Genomic DNA, 18,110 nt, shown 5'->3' with positions numbered 1-18,110 from the left:
CATAATATAAAATGAATTTATACGGAAGTGTTTTTTCTATAAATAAAATTACTTATTCAATCGAATTTAAAAATAAAGTTATTGTTTAGCTGATTTTTAAAAATGAAATCTATATGTATAAACTAAATATCTTTTTTATATCATACCTGTTTCATTTGGAAGCGATTACGCCAAACTTTTGACTTTTATACATACATTAATTAACCTAATAATATATGTAATTAATTCTTTTATATTTAATATTGTATTAACCTATAACAATGAAATATTCGCTACTGCTTGTCATGCAAATATTTTATGACAATACAACTCATAGGTAACACTTCAAATATTAATAATGAACGGATTTAACGAATTCAATACCTTTGAAGGGGGATTTATATGAACAGGAAATGGTGGAAAGAAGCAATTGCTTACCAAGTTTATCCAAGAAGCTTTAATGATACAAATAACGATGGTATCGGAGATTTAAAAGGTGTGATAGAAAAATTAGATTACTTAGATGATTTAGGCATCGATGTTATTTGGCTTAGCCCAATGTATAAATCTCCAAATGATGATAATGGTTATGACATTAGCGACTATAAAGATATTATGGATGAGTTTGGGACTATGGAAGATTTTGATCAATTACTATATGAAGTACATCAAAGAGATATGAAATTAATATTAGATTTAGTCGTAAACCATACGTCAGATGAACATCAGTGGTTTATAGAATCAAAATCAAGTAAAGATAATCCTAAACGTGACTGGTATATCTGGAGAGATCCGAAACCAGATGGTTCAGAGCCAAATAATTGGGAAAGTATATTTAATGGATCTACATGGGAATTTGATGAACATACAGGTCAATATTATTTTCATTTATTCAGTAAAAAACAACCAGATTTAAACTGGGAAAATAAAGAAGTGAGAAATGCTATTTTTGAAATGATGAATTGGTGGTTTAATAAAGGTATAGATGGTTTTAGAGTAGATGCAATAACACATATTAAAAAAACATTTGAAGCTGGTGACTTAAAACTACCAGAAGGAAAAGATTATGCGCCAGCATTTGAAGTGGATATGAATCAACCTGGCATACAAACTTGGTTACAAGAAATGAAGGATAAATCTTTAAATCATTATGATATTATGACTGTAGGGGAAGCAAACGGCGTCAGTCCAGATAATGCTGAACCATGGGTAGGTGAGTCAACTGGTAAGTTCAATATGATTTTTCAATTCGAACATTTAAGTTTATGGAATTCAGGTGATGTTAAATTTGATGTCAATGCCTATAAAAATGTGTTAAATGAATGGCAAAAAAAACTTGAAAATGTTGGTTGGAATGCATTATTTATTGAAAATCATGATCAGCCAAGACGTGTATCAACTTGGGGAGATGATTCGCATTATTGGTTTGAATCTGCTACAAGTCATGCAGTCGTTTATTTTTTACAAAAAGGTACACCCTTTATCTATCAAGGGCAAGAAATTGGTATGACCAATTATCCATTTGATGATATTAAAACTTTTAATGATGTTGCAGTAGTCAATGAATACCAAATTGTCAAACAGCAGGGTGGCGACGTATCCAAACTTTTAGATAAACATAAAAAAGAAAATAGAGATAATTCACGAACGCCTATGCAATGGAATAGTTCTAACTTTGCAGGATTTTCAGACGTAACGCCTTGGTTCCCTGTAAATCCAAACTATAAAACGATTAATGTTGCACAACAACAACAAGACCCAAATTCAATATTAAATTTCTATAAAGCTTTAATAAAATTAAAAAAATCTCAAGATATTTTTACATATGGAACGTTTAATCTAGTTGATTCAGAAAATAGTCAAGTATTTGCATATACACGAGAATTAGATGGTCAAAGTGTACTAATTGTTGGTAATTTAACAAATCAAGAAGCTAAATTATACTTTGATATGAACGTGATAGAAGAAAATATCTTACTACACAACTATAAAAGCAATACTATTGATTTTGAAAATATCCAACCATACGAAGCATTTGTAATTAAATTATAAAACATTTTCGATTTACCACATTAAATAGTATTACAAACACAAAATAGCGAGTAAGCAACTCAATTAATAATAAGTTTGCTTACTCGCTTTTTGTTATTTAAGCATTTTTGTGTATTGTTATTCAAGTATGTCATATTGCTCTTGATCAACAGGCATCCATAATTGAACTTTAGTGAATGGATCTTCGAATGAGATGTCAAATGGATAAACTTCAACATACAAACTATTATGTTCATAGGGTAATGTCATTTGCAGGCTAGTCTCAATATAATACCAAGCTTCATTGACGACATAATCCATCTCACCTTGCAAATTAAATTTAGCATATTGTCTTTCAGGTAAGTAACGACTTTCAAGATGAGCAGGGTATCTTTCACTTGGCACGCCAACAAAAATTTCCATACCATGATCAAGTGGACAATTAACCACAAATAGCTCATGAGGACTCGTATCATTATATCGTTGTAATTCCTTAACTTTATCGTCAATTAATAAATCTTCTAAAAAATCAGGCACTTTAAATGGGTTGTCAATCTCGTCTGAATTCAAAAATTTAGCATAACCCACTAAAGATAAGCCTTGTGTATCTTCTAAACGATACGTATAAGGCGCACGTTCTGTAGTAGTAAGTTTAATATAAAGTCTTGGTTGCATTTTTAAATCGTCTCGTTTTGTATTGACTTGAATAGGAGAAACACCATGAAAATCACTAAAATCATTAGCAAAATCATTAGCATCTTTATAGCTATACTTTTTTGCAACATCTACCAAGCGAGCTGAACCACTTAAAATGTCTTGAGCAGCTAAAGTCAATCTTCTTGACCTTGCATATTCTGTTGGCGATTGACCTACAATCATTTTAAATGATTGATCAATATGAAATGGTGAAAGACCAACGTAATCACTAAGTGCTTGCAAATGTAAAGGTTCTAGCAAATGATCTTCAATATATACAATTGCCTGTTGGATTTGCTTGATAACGTCCAAAACTTTCACTCCTAAATTATAACTAAATACAATTAAATATGTACCTCGCTACTTTTCTATACACTATGTTATGAATCATTGTTGATTAGTTCTATTTTACATCATTTTTATATGACTTACATCTCAAAAATATTAAATAGGGTAAAATGTAAACAATCTAAAATTGTATATTCATAGTTTAATCAATAGTCTAAATCATAACACAAATAGGGTATAATAAAAAAGCAACAACACAAGCACAAATAGAAACTTGTATCATTGCCTTATTTTTTAAAAGTTACATGTTAACTAATGAATATCGTCCCACCAGTGGAAACCATCTCTACTTAATAGTAAATCACTTGCTAATGGACCATTTGTTCCAGCTGTATAATTAGGGAATTCAGGTTCATTTTGGTTCCATTCTTCTTGAATTGCATCAACGAATTTCCAAGTTGATTTTAATTCTTCCCAATGTGTAAAGTTAGTTGCATCTCCATTTAAACAGTCAAATAATAAATTTTCATAAGCATCAACCGTATTCATTTTATCTTGCGCGCTCATTGCGTACGATAGTTGTACTGGCTCAGTTTCAATGCCTTGTACATTCTTTTTAGCATTTAAGTGTAAGGAGACACCCTCATTTGGTTGTATGTTAATAACTAGGAGGTTGGAATCTAATTTTTTATCTGTTTTATAGTATAGGTTCATTGGAACTTCTTTGAATTCGACAACTACTTGAATCGTTTTACTTTTCATTCGTTTACCAGTTCTTATATAGAACGGTACACCAGCCCATCTAAAATTATCAATCGTTAGTTTACCTGAAACAAAAGTTGGTGTGGTAGAATTTTCTGCTACACGATCTTCATCTCTATAACGTTTTACTTGCTGACCTTCAATGACACCTTCATCATATTGACCACGAACAAAATTTTGCCGAACTTCTTCTGGTTCTAATTTACGTAAAGATTTTAAAGCTTTAACTTTTTCTGCTCTGATATCTTCACTATTTAAACTAATAGGTGCTTCCATTGCGAGTAAGGCAACCATTTGTAACATATGGTTTTGAACCATATCTTTTAATGCGCCGCTAGATTCGTAGTAGCCACCTCTGTCTTCAACACCAAGCACTTCCGATGAAGTAACTTGAATGTTAGAAATGTATTTGTTATTCCACAATGGTTCGAACATTGCGTTGGCAAAACGTAATACCTCAATATTTTGAACCATATCTTTGCCTAGATAATGATCGATACGGTATATTTCTTCTTCTTTAAATGAACGACGTAATTGTTCATTTAATTTTTCAGCAGATTCTAAATCTGAGCCGAATGGTTTTTCAATTACTAGGCGTTTAAAACCTGTTGTATCTGTTAATCCAGAAGATTTTAAATAGTCAGATATAACACCAAAGAAATTTGGAGCCATAGCTAAATAAAAGAGTCTATTACCTTGCAATTGGAAATCATGATCTAATTTATTACTGAATTCTAATAGTGATTGATAACTCGCTTCATCACTTACATCGTGTTTATGATAAAATACGTGTTCCATAAATTTATCTAAGTGTTTAGTATCTTTAACGTGTTCTTGAATTGACGACTTCACTTGACTACGGAAATCATCGTTTGTTAAATCTCTTCTACCAATTCCAACGATTGCAATGTGCTCATTCAAATTTTCTTGTTGGTATAAATGGAATAATGATGGAAATAATTTTCTGTGACTAAGATCACCAGTTGCTCCAAAAATAGTAATTAAGCATGGGATATCTTTATTTCTAGTATTCAAGATCAAAACCTCAATTCTTTATTAAATCTGTATTTATTATAGACCAATATACCAGTATCTTCCCACAATTTTGCTTGTAATATCATATTTTATTATATTTTTAATACTTTTATATGATAAAATATGAACAAGAAGAGGAGGCATATGCATGGAAATTACGTTTTTTGGGACAAGTGCTGGTCTGCCAACTAAAGAAAGAAATACGCAAGCGATTGCATTAAATTTGGAACCATACTCTAACAGCATATGGCTTTTTGATGTTGGTGAGGGCACACAGCATCAAATATTACATCATTCAATTAAATTAGGTAAAGTTGATCACATTTTTATCACGCATATGCACGGAGATCATATATTTGGCTTACCTGGCTTGCTAACAAGCCGTTCTTTCCAAGGAGGTGAGGGTAAACCGCTTACGATTATTGGTCCCAAAGGTATTAAATCATATATAGAAACAACTTTAACTTTATCAGAATCAAAATTAAATTATCCTATTACCTATATTGAGGTTGAGGAACAATTGTCCTATCAACACAATGGATTTAATGTTGAAGCACATATGTTAAATCATGGTATTCCTTCATTTGGATATAGAGTGGAAGCACCATATAAATCTGGTAAAATAAATGTTGAAGCACTTAGAAGCATCGGATTAGAACCCGGCCCTAAATATCAAGATGTAAAAAACAATGAAACATTTGAATATAAAGGTGAAATATACAACTCCAAGGACTTTAAAGACGACGCAGTTAAAGGTCCAGTAGTAGCAATATTTGGAGACACTATGCCTTGTAAAAATGAATTATTAATTGCACGTGATGCAAATATCATGGTACATGAAAGTACATATATAGAAGGAGATAAATCATTGGCTAATAGTTATCACCATAGTCATATTGATGATGTTTTTGAATTGATAAGAGAAGCCAATGTCGACTACAGTTTAATCACACATATCAGTAATCGTTATACTAAAGAAGAAGTATGTGAAATTAGTAAATCGCTTAAACTTTTAAGTGATACACCACCATTTAATTTTGTTAATGACTTTGATGCTTGGCAATTTTAAAAATGAAAAGTGGGGCAGTTATCTAAAAATTGATGTATTCCAAAACGAGTCTTAATAATAAACTTTGGAAGTATTTTACAATTTAGATTACTGTCCCACTTATCTATAATAATTTAATTTTTTTAAAAGATATTAATCATTGTCTTGGTTGGATAATTCAATACTTCTATTAACTGCAGAACGTAAACAATCTTCGAATATAGCCTCTATATCATAATCTGCAAGTGCATTAAGTCCTGCTTGTGTTGTACCACCTTTAGAAGTGATATTTTTTCTTAACTGTTCCATACTCAATTCTGAACGTTCTATCATTTTACTCGTTCCTATAATTAAATTCCGAATCGATTCTTCTACTTGTGATTTTTCTAAACCTAAACGTGTACCTGCTGTAACATATTGCTCAAAGACATGGTATAAAAATGCTGGACCGCTTCCAGTAATCGCTGTTACTTGATGTAAATTATCTTCTGAAACTTCTATTGCAGAACCAAATGCATTTATTAAACTATCAACTTCTTCTTTTGATTTAGCGCCGAAATTATTGGAAAAGCTAATGCCAGTAACTGAATGTCCGACATGTGCATTTGTGTTTGGCATGATACGCGCAATTGGATTATTAGAAGCCAATTTTTCACGAATATAGCTAATCGGTAAACCAGCCATAATAGAAATGAATTTATTCTTTTCTGCAATATATGGTTTGATACGGTCTGCTAACTCATCAAAATCATATGGTTTCGTTCCTAAGAATACATAATCTGCATCTTCTAACAATGCCGCATCATCATAGCTATAGTTCACACCTAACTCGTCAGCATATTCTTTTAATGCAACTTCATTCGAACGATTCGTTAAATAAATATTTTTAGAATCAATCACTTTTGAACTAACGATACCTGTAAAAATTGCATGCGCCATATTTCCGGCACCATAAAATACTAGTTTCATGTGAAGACTTCACTTCCTCTTTGCTTTTTATGTTTCCATACTAACATAGTTTTAAATTATGGCTAAGAATTTTTAAAGATCTATAGTAAAATATCATTTACACTCATATACTTAAACTATGAATTTAAAGCTAGGAGAATTTACTATGATAGGTAAACATTTTATATTAACAGGTGGTACAAGTGGATTAGGAAAAGCCATATTAAAAACATTATTAACTAAAAAAGTACATGTTACGGTACTAGCACGAAATCCAGAGAAATTAAAACAATTTAAAACACAATATAACACAGAACATCTTAATATCATTAAATGTGATTTACAATCACAACAGGAAATCATGGATTTAAAAAATTACTTTCAACATCAAACGATTGATGGACTCATCTATTGTTCTGGTCTTGGGTATTTTAAATCCATTGAAGACCATACATCTGTTGAAATGTTTGAAACATATAAGTTGAATGTATTGCATTTTAATCTATTAATGAAAGTTGTACAACCGGCTTTCTCTAAAAATCCAATTATCGTTGGTATAGGTAGTCAAGCTGCCTTTATAAGCCAAGGTTATGCTGCACATTATGGTGCAAGTAAAGCGGCTTTCAATCAATTATTAAATGCACTGCGCATTGAAAAACCAAATTATCATATTATGACAGTTAATACAGGGCCAATAGCGACGCCATTCCATGAAAAAGCAGATCCATCAATGAAATTTGCTAAAAAATACAGAGATATAATGCTTGATCCCGAAAAACTAGCAAACCAAATTATCGAAGGTATAATTAGGCAAAAATTAGAAATTAATCAACCTAGATGGATGCATAATTTACTAAAAATTTATCAATTAATGCCACGCTTTATAGAAAAAAACCTCACTTCTTTATTTAAAAACAAAAGGTAACGCTACTTCAAAAATGAGAAATTGTCATTTTGACAATAGCATTAAAATAGAAGATAGCAATAATGGTGTTACGGATAATTAAGCTTTTAATATAAAAACGTCAATTTCTATAAAATCACAATAGAAATTGACGTTTTGGCTTTGATTGAAGTTATTTATTTTTTAGCTTTCGGTCTTAGAAACAATCTCGTTTATACAATTAAAACTTTAATATTTTCAATTTTTCGCATACATACATATTGGAAACAAGTAAAAGAGATTTATTTTAAATGTTGGGTATACTCTAAATTTTTCACACGCTCTTGTGCTGCTTTTAAAGCTTCTAAACTTATGTCTTTTGAACGTTGATAATTTTTTACATTTTCATCAAGTTGATCTGTACTACTTGCACCAACAATGATAGAACCTAAAGCATCATGAGACGTTAAATAATTAAACGTAAGTGCAGTTAAATTACTTTCTATTTCTTTTATGGATGCAATTGTTTCGCCGAGTTCTTGATAAGTATAGTCAAAAATACCTTCACTGAATTTTGAATCTAACACATTATTACTTTTAGCAGTTAATAATCCTTTAAACACTGGACCGCGAGCTAATACTTTAACTTTTTTAGCATGTACATCATCTAAAAGTTGTTCCGGTCTGTTATCAATTAAATTAAATTGAGACATTAGCGTTTCGATATCGCTATGTTTTAAATAGTAATCGATTACGTTAGGTCTTATTGAGGAGATACCGTAAGCACGGATAATACCTTCTTTCTTTAATTCATCGAAAGCGCTAATCGTTTCATCTATAGGATCATCAATTGTACCACCATGTAGCTGATATAAATCTAAATGATCTAAACCAAGTCTTTTCAATGAGCCTTTAACTGCTTCTTTAATATAAGATTTAGAAGGATCCCATGTTGTAGACCCATCTTCCGTTAAACGATTTCCTACTTTTGTGCCAATGATTATATCATCTCTATTTTGGTATTTCTTTAAAGTCTCACCAACGATTGTCTCATTTACACCTTTGTCATACATATCAGCTGTATCAAAATAAGTGATACCATGTTCAATTGCACGTTCTATGATAGGCTCTGCTTGCTTTTTATTTGTCCCAAGACTCATACAGCCTAAACCTAACTCTGAAATTTCTATACCGCTTTTCAAAACATTTTTTTGCATGTTTTATCTCCTTTCGATACACTTGGATAATAGGGCGTAGACGTAATAAAGTAAGTTGGATTTTTCAATATTAACTATCTATACAAAACAAAAATCAAACTCAAATGTGTTCATTCGCTATTCCCATAATAATAACTAATGAGTACATCTTAACAATATCTTAAACCAATTAAAAGGACAGTGATTATTTATGAACCTATTTGAAAAGACATTGCATAGCGCTTCTATTTATAAAGGAGCAATCATAGATTTAGAAGTCCACGATGTTGAACTACCCGATGGACAAACTTCTAAACGTGAATTAATATACCACAACGGTGCTGTCGCTGTTTGTCCAATTACACCTGATAATAAAGTGATATTAGTGAAACAATTTCGTAAAGCTTGCGAAAAACCACTATTAGAAATACCAGCAGGTAAATTAGAAAAAGACGAAGAACGTATATCCGCAGCTAAGCGTGAACTTGAGGAAGAAACTGGTTATATTGCAGATGAATTAGAACATATTACTGAAATGTATGGTTCACCTGGTTTCTCAAACGAAAAAATATCAATTTATATGGCAAAAAATTTAACAAAAGGTGAAATGCATTTAGATGCAGATGAATTTTTAGAAATAGCATATTTTGATATAAATGAAATTAAAACATTATTAGATAATAAAGAATTGGAAGATGCAAAAACCATTATTGCTTTACAACATTTACTACTTAATTATAATCATTATAAATAAGATGCGAGAATACTTGCGAATTTTATCAATTATTGGTATTTTAAATATATATATCATAACTAAATTAAAATGATTATAATTATTAGTAGGGGAGTGAGGCTTCCGTGGAAGAACGATTAAATCGCGTGAAGCAACAATTACAGCAATCATCTTATAAATTGACACCACAACGTGAGGCAACATTGAGAGTTTTAATTGAAAATGAAAAAGATCATTTAAGTGCTGAAGATGTTTATTTAAAAGTTAAAGACAAAGCACCTGAAATAGGACTTGCAACTGTCTATCGTACTTTAGAATTGCTAGCAGAATTAAAGGTAGTGGATAAAATAAACTTTGGTGATGGTGTTGCACGATTCGATTTAAGAAAAGAAGGAGCAAAACATTTTCACCACCATCTTGTGTGTATGGAATGTGGTAAAGTAGAAGAAATCGAAGAAGACTTATTACCTCGCGTAGAGGAAAGAGTAGAAAATGAATTTGAATTTAAAATATTAGACCATCGTTTAACATTCCATGGTATTTGTGCATCGTGCCAAGCAAAAGGAAAATAATTTAAAAAATACTATTTCAGAAACAGAGGTAGTACAGTGAAAAATATTATAGATGAATATTTGAAATTTATACAATTAGAAAAAGGATTAAGTGTAAATACAATTGGTGCATATCGAAGAGATTTAAAAAAATATGATGAATTTTTAACATTACACAAAATTAGTCATATTGATTTTGTAGATAGACAACTTATTCAAGAATGTTTGGGTCACTTACATGATGAAGGTGCATCTTCAAAATCGTTAGCACGCTTCATTTCCACTATCCGCAGTTTTCATCAGTTTGCATTAAGAGAAAAATATGCAGCAAAAGATCCAACAGTATTAATAGAAACGCCGAAATATGATCGTAAATTACCAGATGTTTTAGAAATAGATGAAGTACTTAGACTATTAGAAACACCTGATTTATCCAAAAATAACGGATATAGAGATCGCACGATGTTAGAATTACTTTATGCCACTGGCATGCGTGTGTCAGAACTGATTCAAATAGAGTTAGAAGATGTTAATTTAATTATGGGCTTTATACGTGTTTTTGGTAAGGGAAATAAAGAAAGAATTGTGCCATTAGGAGATACAGTGATTGAATACTTAAATACTTATTTAGAAACAGTAAGACCACAATTATTAAAGAACACGGTAACTGATACACTCTTTTTAAATATGCACGGTAAACCTTTATCAAGACAAGCCATATGGAAGATGATTAAACAAAATGGTATCAAAGCAAATATACTAAAAACTTTAACACCACATACATTAAGGCATTCATTTGCCACACATTTACTTGAAAATGGAGCAGATTTACGTGCAGTACAAGAAATGCTCGGCCATTCTGACATATCTACAACACAATTGTATACACATGTTTCAAAATCACAAATTCGTAAAATGTATAATGAATTTCATCCAAGAGCATAAACACAGCCTGGTTTATTCTATTGAATAACTAGACTGTGTTTTTTATTGTAGTTACATTATTTAAATAAATATATTCATATAAGATTAATGCTTATATCCATTTGTTTCGAGCTTGTAGAGCGCGTTTTCTTGCTGCTTCGACTTCAGTTCTATCTCTTTTTAAATGGTGGTCAATGATATAATCATCTTCAATTTTATAATATGTCATCGCATAATGCGGGTATTGTTGTAATATAACTTGCTCCATTGTCGTAGTTAATGGGAGATGAATAGGCTCGAAAGATTTCTCCTTCTTTGTAGCATTAATTAATTCGACTAATAGCGCTTTATACGCTTCTATATCGAGTCCAATATTAATTGCTGAGTCGTACTTTTCTATTACTTTTAATGACTTACCAAACGATTTATAGGCACCTACATAATTATGTCTACGGTAATGATAAGCGCCAGTTGCAGTCAATATAAGACTTACAACAGCATCTCCTTTATTGTAATTTGGGTTTGTTTTCCAAGCGTCTTCTAAAATATCGTGACAAAGAAAGTAATGTTGCTTTGTATGGAATTGGAAATAAAAATCTTGAAGTGCAATTTTTAACATGTTTATCGCTCCGATTTTAAATGTTTGTATTAAACATGCTATAATATTTTAGTGAATTACGCACTTAACTTGCTAATATGAGGTAGATAAAATGTATGAAGTAAAACTCGATGCCTTTAATGGTCCTTTAGATTTATTATTGCATCTTATTCAAAAATTTAAAATTGATATTTATGATATACCAATGAAATCTTTAACAGAACAGTATATGCAATATATTCATGCGATGAGTCAATTAGAAATTAATGTGGCAAGTGAATATTTAGTTATGGCATCAGAATTACTAATGATAAAAAGCAAAATGCTTTTGCCTCATTCAGATGAAGTTGACGATTTAGAAGATGACCCACGTGAAAATTTGGTTGAGCGATTAATTGAATATCAAAACTATAAAGAATATACAGTGCTATTAAACGAAAAAAGAGCAGAAAGAGAGAAGTATTATTCTAAACACCCAACGGATTTAACACATTTAGAGTCAAATGAAACTTGGGACCCTAATAATACGATTGATTTAACAGAACTCATCATTGCTTATCAAAAAGTGAAAAATCGTGTGGAATACCAAACACCCAAAACCGTTGATATTCGAAAAGAAACGTTCACAATACAAGAAGCTACTACACAAGTAACTCAACGTTTGCAAAAACATGAATCATTCAACTTTTTTAGTTTATTTAATTTTACTGAACCACTGGAAATGGTAGTCACTCATTTCCTCGCCATACTAGAAATGTCGAAATCTGGAATAGTAAATATTGAACAACAAAAAAGTTTTGACGATATTAATATTTTAAGAGGAGTTAATTATGGCATTGAACGATAAAGGAATCCTAGAAGCATTACTTTATACTGCAGGTGATGAAGGACTTGAAGAAAAGCAAATACTAGAAATTTTAGACATTGACCAACATCGTTTTCATACATTAATCAATGAATATGACGCTTGTGGCTTAGAGATCCAACATTATGGTAAAAATTATGTCTTAACCACCAAAAAAGATGCGTCAGAATTTATTGAGAAGTTAATTGAACAAAAATCAAAAATGAAATTATCACAAGCAGCTATGGAAGCTTTATCGATAATCGCATACAATCAGCCATTATCTCGTAGTGATATTGAATTGATTAGAGGTATAAATTCGGACGGAGCCGTCAAAACCTTGATAGCACGAGGTTTAATTGAAGCCAAAGATGAGGAAGATTCTAGAAGCCAACAATTATATACAACAGAACTATTCTTAAATGTATTTGGTATTGAACAATTAGATGATTTACCAACTACGGATGAAGAAGATGAGGAAATAGAAGCCTTCTTCAGTAATTTAGTAAATCAAAAAGGAGAAAAAAATGAATAAAGAAACAGAAAGATTACAAAAACGTATCGCAAATAGTGGCTATACTTCAAGACGTAAAGCGGAAACATTAATTACAGAAGGTAAAGTGAAAGTAAACGGTGAAATCAAAACAGAATTAGGTACTAAAGTAAAACCAACGGATACAGTAGAAGTTGAAGGCATTAAATTAGAACAAGAAGACAAACTATATATTCTTTTCTATAAACCTTCACAAGTTATCACTAGCGTTTCTGATGACAAAGGTAGAAAGGTCGTTACTGATTATTTCAAACAAATTAAGACAAGAATATACCCTGTAGGACGCTTAGATTATGATACATCAGGGCTACTTTTACTTACCAATGATGGTGAATTCACTAACTTAATGACACATCCACGTTATAAAATCAAAAAGAAATATGTTGTTAAATTAAAAGGGTATCTCATGCGTGAAGAAGTTAAAGCATTAGAACAAGGCATTAATTTAGAAGATGGGCAAACGCAACCTGCGACAGTTAAAGTTAAAAACCAAGATAAAGATAAAAATACGACACTTGTAGAAATTACAATAACTGAAGGTCGCAATAGACAAGTTAGACGCATGTTTGAATATTTTGGGCATCAAGTATCAAAATTACAACGCATAGAATTTGGACCGTTAAATTTGAAAGGACTCAATGCTGGCGAAGGCCGAGTACTTACACCGCATGAAGTAAAAATATTACGTCAAATTGCAGAACACGGACAATAATTATGACATTCCTTTAACAAAATCCTGATATTGATAATTTTTTCACAAACTTTTCATTCATAAACACTTTTATAGCTCAACCTATGATATAATATGGTTGAAATTGAAGTTAGCAGTGTGGGAGGGTACGAACCTATGTCAAACGAAATACTTATCGTTGATGATGAAGATAGAATCAGACGATTATTAAAATTGTACTTAGAAAGAGAATCTTTTGAAACTCATGAAGCTAGAGATGGACAAGAAGCATACAAAATGGCAATGGAACATGATTATGCATGTATCTTGTTAGATTTAATGTTGCCAGAAATGGATGGCATTACTGTAGCAGCTAGACTCAGAGAACAGAAAGAAACACCAATTATTATGTTAACTGCTAAAGGAGAAGAAACAAACCGCGTAGAAGGTTTCGAATCCGGTGCAGATGATTATATTGTAAAACCATTTTCACCACGTGAAGTGGTCTTACGTGTCAAAGCACTATTAAGACGAACTCAAGTTGCACATACAGAACAAAGTGAACCACATGCACGAGATTTAATAGAATTTGAACATCTTGTGATTGATAATGATGCTCATCGCGTGCTAGCTGATGGCAACCAAGTAAACTTAACGCCAAAAGAATATGAACTTTTAATCTTTTTAGCAAAAACGCCAAATAAAGTCTTTGATCGTGAGCAACTATTAAAAGAAGTATGGCATTATGAATTTTATGGAGATTTGCGTACTGTTGATACACATGTAAAACGTTTAAGAGAGAAATTAAATCGCGTTTCTGATGAAGCTGCCCAAATGATTCAAACAGTTTGGGGCGTTGGCTATAAATTCGAGGTTAAATCTGAAAATGAACCGCCTCAATAATGTAGTAGTAAAACTGTGGTTAACTATAATTTTTATAGTAACGACAGTTTTAATTTTATTAAGTGCAGCACTTATAACGTTTATACAATCTTACTTTACGCAAGAAACAGAAGATTCATTACTTGAAGATGCTAAAAGAATCAGTCATTTAGTTGAGCATTCAGAAGATAAAACGACTGCCATAAAGCATAGTAAGTCTCTTATCGAGGGTCCAGTGGGGCTTATTATCATGAATCATAAACATATGGATAGCGTCAATAATGATGAGACAAAAGAAAAGATGTTCAAAGAAATAAAAAGTAATAAAAACTACGAAAAAGTGTTCGATAAAGGAAAGCAGATATCTGAGCATGTGACAATAGATATAAATAAACAGCAAAAAACTTATGTTTTAATAGGTTATCCATCAAAAAATTTAGAATCGAGTGCACATAATAGTAAATATAGTGGTGTTTTTATCTATCAAGATTTGAAAACGATAGAAGATACCAATAATGTGATTACAGTCATTATTTTAATTATTGCAATAATCTTTTTATCTATTACTACTGTGTTCGCCTTTTTCTTATCATCTCGAATTACAAAACCACTTAGAAATTTAAGGACTCAAGCATTAAAGGTTTCTAAAGGAGACTATACACAAGTAGTTCCTGTTAATTCTCGAGATGAAATTGGTGAGTTATCACGTGCTTTTAACACGATGAGTTCGGAAATACAACAACACATCGACGCATTATCCTCATCAAAAAATATCAGAGATAGTTTAATAAACTCTATGGTTGAAGGTGTTCTAGGTTTTAATGATAAACAAGAAATAATTATATCAAACAAGATGGCACAAAATATTTTGAAAATATTGGATGCACACGATTTAGACAAGCTTGATCGTCAAAATGAATTAACATTTAAATCCAAAAAAACACAATTCGAAGAATATGAAATTAGCACACGCTATTTTGTCATTATTACAAGTTATATTGAACAAATTCAGCCTGATGGCAGAAGTGGTATTGTAGCTATTATTCGTGATATGACCAATGAACATAATATTGATCAAATGAAAAAAGATTTTATTGCTAATGTATCACATGAATTGCGTACACCTATTTCATTGCTACAAGGATATACAGAGTCGATAGTGGATGGTATTGTAACAGAACCAGACGAAATACATGAATCATTGTCCATTGTCCTTGATGAAACAAAACGTTTAAATCGATTAGTAAATGAGTTGCTCAATGTTGCACGGATGGATGCTGAAGGGCTAACTGTAGAGAAAGTGAAACAGCCAATTGATCCACTGCTTAATAGAATGCAACAAAAATACCAGAAACAAGCAAATGACTTAAAGTTAACGATGAATTTAAATCCAAATACACACAATCAATTATGGTATTTCGACACCGATAGAATTGAACAGGTTTTAACTAATCTTATAGATAATGCTACTAGATATACAGAACCTGGTGATTTAATATCGATTAGTTATGGAGAGTCAGAAAATGAAAATATTTTATACATTTCAGACACAGGATCTGGTATTGCTCCAGAACATTTACAACAAGTATTTGATCGTTTCTATAAAGTCGACACTGCTCGTAAACGAGGTAAACAAGGTACTGGGTTAGGTCTGTTTATCTGTCGTATGATTATTGATGAACATGGAGGTACGATAGACGTTAAGAGTGAGCTTGGCAAAGGCACAACATTTATAATTAAATTACCAAAACCAACAGAAGAATATGAAGATACATGACTATTAAACTAATCATAGAAAGTGAAATGTAATTTAATTTATAATCTTAATGTAAATCAAGCATGTGTGTTCTATAAATATCGAGATTGAGAGTCAATACATTACTATTGATTTTCAATCTCGTCTTTTTCATAAGTTATGTAATTTACTAAGCATAAGCAGGTCCATTGTTTTTATCTGAGTAATAGGCTATGATATATTTATAAAATTTAAGAAATTCATCTTCGGGGTAGGGTGTAATTCCCAACCGGCAGTAATTGAAGCCTGCGACCCATTTATCTATTAAAAAGATAAATGGCTGATCTAGTGTAATTCTAGAGCCGACAGTATAGTCTGGATGGGAGAAGATGGAGGGTTTTTGTTGTGCAATTAAATCCTCCTTTTCTAAGTAAGATGAATGGAAGGAGATAATTGAATATGCAACAACAAACCAAGCGACTTATTACGATAAGTATGTTAAGTGCGGTGTCATTTATTTTGATGTTTATCAAATTTCCAATCCCATTTTTACCACCGTATTTAACATTAGACTTTAGTGATATTCCAGCTCTATTAGCAACTTTTAGTTTAGGACCAGTAGCTGGTATTATTATATTATTTATAAAAAATTTACTTAATTTCTTATTTAATATAGGGGATCCAGTTGGACCAATTGCTAATTTCTTAGCTGGCGCTAGTTTTATTTTAAGTGCCTTTTATATAATTAAAAATAATCATACAGTCAAAACACAAATCATTGGATTTACGATAGCGACGATTGTTATGACGATTGTTCTAAGTATTTTAAATTATTTTGTTTTATTACCACTTTATGGGATGATTATGAATTTATCAAATGTAGTTGAAAATATAAAAATTGTGATAGTTTCAGGTGTTATACCTTTTAATATAGTAAAAGGTATAATAATTTCTTTAATATTTATGTTATTATTCAAACGTTTAAAAAAGATTTTACTTAGATAATTTTTAATTAATTAGCTTATACCATGAATATGAAAAAATGGACACGCAATAATAAAAGAAGCTGAGACAATTTATTTGTCTCAGCTTCTTTTATTATTGAAAACTTTTGCTAAAGTTGAAAGTGAAGTTGCTTATCATTATTTTTGTACTTAAACGCATCTTTTAAAATAGTTTTTTAACTTGTTAACACTTAATGGAATGATATAAGCACAAGATTATAGAATCGAGTCATATCTCCAGACGAGTGAACAACCTGTTCGAATTTGTCGAATTTTAAAATTTAAAATGACCAAGCTATTTCATATGGATTAGTCATTTATTTTGATTGTGAGATTTACATGCTATATTTCAACTTGCTTTATTTTCATACTACAATTAATAAATGATTATTTTTCATAAAATAAGAGCTCAGATTTTTCATTAAAACAATGAATATACTGAGCTTTTATAAATTCATTTCATGCAAAAATGAATATCTATTTGATTAATTTTATTATTCAAATTTTAGAGGGTCTCCGTCAAAAGATTCCTCTTCAATTTTAATAGAATCTGTAGGACAACCTTCTAAAGCATCTTCCATGTCTTCATATAATTCTTCTGGTACTTCCGCAGTACCTTGGTTATCATCTAGTATAACGTATGCGATACCTTCATCGTCGTAATCATATATATCAGGAGCAGCAGCACCGCAAGCACCACATGCAATGCATGTATCCATATCAACAATTGTATATTTAGCCAAACTCTTC

The 18,110-nt window shown here is 31.1% G+C and carries 18 protein-coding genes and 1 riboswitch; of the genes, 12 read left to right on the top strand and 6 right to left on the bottom strand.

The annotated features are described in order from the left end of the window. Positions 1-381: 381 nt before the first annotated feature. Complete coding sequence (locus tag HMPREF2586_RS10250; protein WP_070658602.1) at positions 382-2,031, top strand: glycoside hydrolase family 13 protein; 1,650 nt, start codon at positions 382-384, stop codon at positions 2,029-2,031. Positions 2,032-2,148: 117 nt separating this feature from the next. Here the strand turns inward: HMPREF2586_RS10250 and HMPREF2586_RS10245 are convergent, their stop codons facing one another. Together HMPREF2586_RS10245 and zwf are read right to left on the bottom strand one after the other, a co-directional pair. Further along, on the bottom strand, positions 2,149-3,018 hold the full coding sequence (locus HMPREF2586_RS10245) for an AraC family transcriptional regulator (RefSeq protein ID WP_070658600.1): 870 nt from the start codon (positions 3,016-3,018) through the stop codon (positions 2,149-2,151). 288 nt (positions 3,019-3,306) lie between these two features. Then, complete coding sequence (zwf, locus tag HMPREF2586_RS10240; RefSeq protein WP_046208204.1) at positions 3,307-4,791, bottom strand: glucose-6-phosphate dehydrogenase; 1,485 nt, start codon at positions 4,789-4,791, stop codon at positions 3,307-3,309. A gap of 148 nt (positions 4,792-4,939) precedes the next feature. On the opposite strand from zwf, the gene rnz reads away from it, so the two are divergent. After that, positions 4,940-5,860 carry a ribonuclease Z gene (gene rnz / locus HMPREF2586_RS10235; RefSeq protein WP_070658598.1) on the top strand — a complete coding sequence of 307 codons (921 nt, stop codon included), beginning with the start codon at positions 4,940-4,942 and terminating at the stop codon, positions 5,858-5,860. Between the two features lie 132 nt (positions 5,861-5,992). Here the strand turns inward: rnz and proC are convergent, their stop codons facing one another. Continuing rightward, positions 5,993-6,808: a pyrroline-5-carboxylate reductase gene (gene proC, locus HMPREF2586_RS10230; RefSeq protein ID WP_070658596.1), complete on the bottom strand. Its 816-nt coding sequence runs from the start codon at positions 6,806-6,808 to the stop codon at positions 5,993-5,995. A 145-nt stretch (positions 6,809-6,953) separates the two neighbouring features. Between proC and HMPREF2586_RS10225 the strand changes: the two genes are divergently transcribed. After that, a complete protein-coding gene (locus HMPREF2586_RS10225) occupies positions 6,954-7,712 on the top strand; it encodes an SDR family NAD(P)-dependent oxidoreductase (RefSeq protein ID WP_046208207.1) in 759 nt (252 codons plus the stop codon). 260 nt (positions 7,713-7,972) lie between these two features. Here HMPREF2586_RS10225 and HMPREF2586_RS10220 read toward each other — a convergent pair whose 3' ends face one another. Continuing rightward, the gene (locus tag HMPREF2586_RS10220; protein WP_046208208.1) at positions 7,973-8,887 is read right to left on the bottom strand and encodes an aldo/keto reductase; all 915 of its coding nucleotides are present in this window, start codon (positions 8,885-8,887) and stop codon (positions 7,973-7,975) included. Between the two features lie 190 nt (positions 8,888-9,077). Between HMPREF2586_RS10220 and HMPREF2586_RS10215 the strand changes: the two genes are divergently transcribed. From HMPREF2586_RS10215 to xerD, 3 genes are all read left to right on the top strand, one after another. Beyond that, positions 9,078-9,620: an NUDIX hydrolase gene (locus HMPREF2586_RS10215; RefSeq protein WP_070658594.1), complete on the top strand. Its 543-nt coding sequence runs from the start codon at positions 9,078-9,080 to the stop codon at positions 9,618-9,620. 104 nt (positions 9,621-9,724) lie between these two features. Continuing rightward, on the top strand, positions 9,725-10,171 hold the full coding sequence (locus HMPREF2586_RS10210) for a ferric iron uptake transcriptional regulator (protein WP_019468360.1): 447 nt from the start codon (positions 9,725-9,727) through the stop codon (positions 10,169-10,171). 36 nt (positions 10,172-10,207) lie between these two features. Then, positions 10,208-11,095: a site-specific tyrosine recombinase XerD gene (gene xerD, locus HMPREF2586_RS10205; RefSeq protein WP_064208929.1), complete on the top strand. Its 888-nt coding sequence runs from the start codon at positions 10,208-10,210 to the stop codon at positions 11,093-11,095. A gap of 91 nt (positions 11,096-11,186) precedes the next feature. Here xerD and HMPREF2586_RS10200 read toward each other — a convergent pair whose 3' ends face one another. After that, complete coding sequence (locus HMPREF2586_RS10200; RefSeq protein WP_070812734.1) at positions 11,187-11,693, bottom strand: DUF309 domain-containing protein; 507 nt, start codon at positions 11,691-11,693, stop codon at positions 11,187-11,189. A gap of 91 nt (positions 11,694-11,784) precedes the next feature. Between HMPREF2586_RS10200 and HMPREF2586_RS10195 the strand changes: the two genes are divergently transcribed. The 6 genes from HMPREF2586_RS10195 (at position 11,785) to HMPREF2586_RS10170 (ending at position 17,361) form a co-directional block, all read left to right on the top strand. Continuing rightward, positions 11,785-12,519 carry a segregation and condensation protein A gene (locus HMPREF2586_RS10195; protein WP_070658589.1) on the top strand — a complete coding sequence of 245 codons (735 nt, stop codon included), beginning with the start codon at positions 11,785-11,787 and terminating at the stop codon, positions 12,517-12,519. Next, positions 12,503-13,051, top strand: a complete 549-nt coding sequence (gene scpB, locus HMPREF2586_RS10190; protein WP_080937836.1) for an SMC-Scp complex subunit ScpB — start codon at positions 12,503-12,505, stop codon at positions 13,049-13,051. Before HMPREF2586_RS10195 ends, scpB begins: the two co-directional genes overlap by 17 nt. Further along, a complete protein-coding gene (locus HMPREF2586_RS10185) occupies positions 13,044-13,781 on the top strand; it encodes a pseudouridine synthase (protein ID WP_046208213.1) in 738 nt (245 codons plus the stop codon). Before scpB ends, HMPREF2586_RS10185 begins: the two co-directional genes overlap by 8 nt. 135 nt (positions 13,782-13,916) lie before the next feature. Continuing rightward, a complete protein-coding gene (locus HMPREF2586_RS10180) occupies positions 13,917-14,642 on the top strand; it encodes a response regulator transcription factor (RefSeq protein WP_046208214.1) in 726 nt (241 codons plus the stop codon). Beyond that, positions 14,626-16,398 (top strand): ATP-binding protein, encoded by a 1,773-nt coding sequence (locus tag HMPREF2586_RS10175; RefSeq protein WP_064208930.1) that lies wholly within the window; start codon positions 14,626-14,628, stop codon positions 16,396-16,398. The genes HMPREF2586_RS10180 and HMPREF2586_RS10175 overlap by 17 nt, the downstream gene beginning before the upstream one ends. A 216-nt stretch (positions 16,399-16,614) precedes the next feature. Next, positions 16,615-16,751: riboswitch (FMN riboswitch) on the top strand. 64 nt (positions 16,752-16,815) lie between these two features. After that, positions 16,816-17,361 carry an ECF transporter S component gene (locus HMPREF2586_RS10170; protein ID WP_046208216.1) on the top strand — a complete coding sequence of 182 codons (546 nt, stop codon included), beginning with the start codon at positions 16,816-16,818 and terminating at the stop codon, positions 17,359-17,361. 493 nt (positions 17,362-17,854) lie between these two features. On the opposite strand, the gene HMPREF2586_RS10165 is transcribed toward HMPREF2586_RS10170, so the two are convergent. Further along, positions 17,855-18,103 carry a ferredoxin gene (locus HMPREF2586_RS10165; protein ID WP_019468351.1) on the bottom strand — a complete coding sequence of 83 codons (249 nt, stop codon included), beginning with the start codon at positions 18,101-18,103 and terminating at the stop codon, positions 17,855-17,857. Positions 18,104-18,110: the final 7 nt, after the last annotated feature.

The sequence above is a fragment of the Staphylococcus sp. HMSC034G07 genome (assembly GCF_001835975.1).
GTDB classification, from domain to species: domain Bacteria; phylum Bacillota; class Bacilli; order Staphylococcales; family Staphylococcaceae; genus Staphylococcus; species Staphylococcus ureilyticus.
This window is presented reverse-complemented; position numbering and strand designations above follow the sequence as displayed.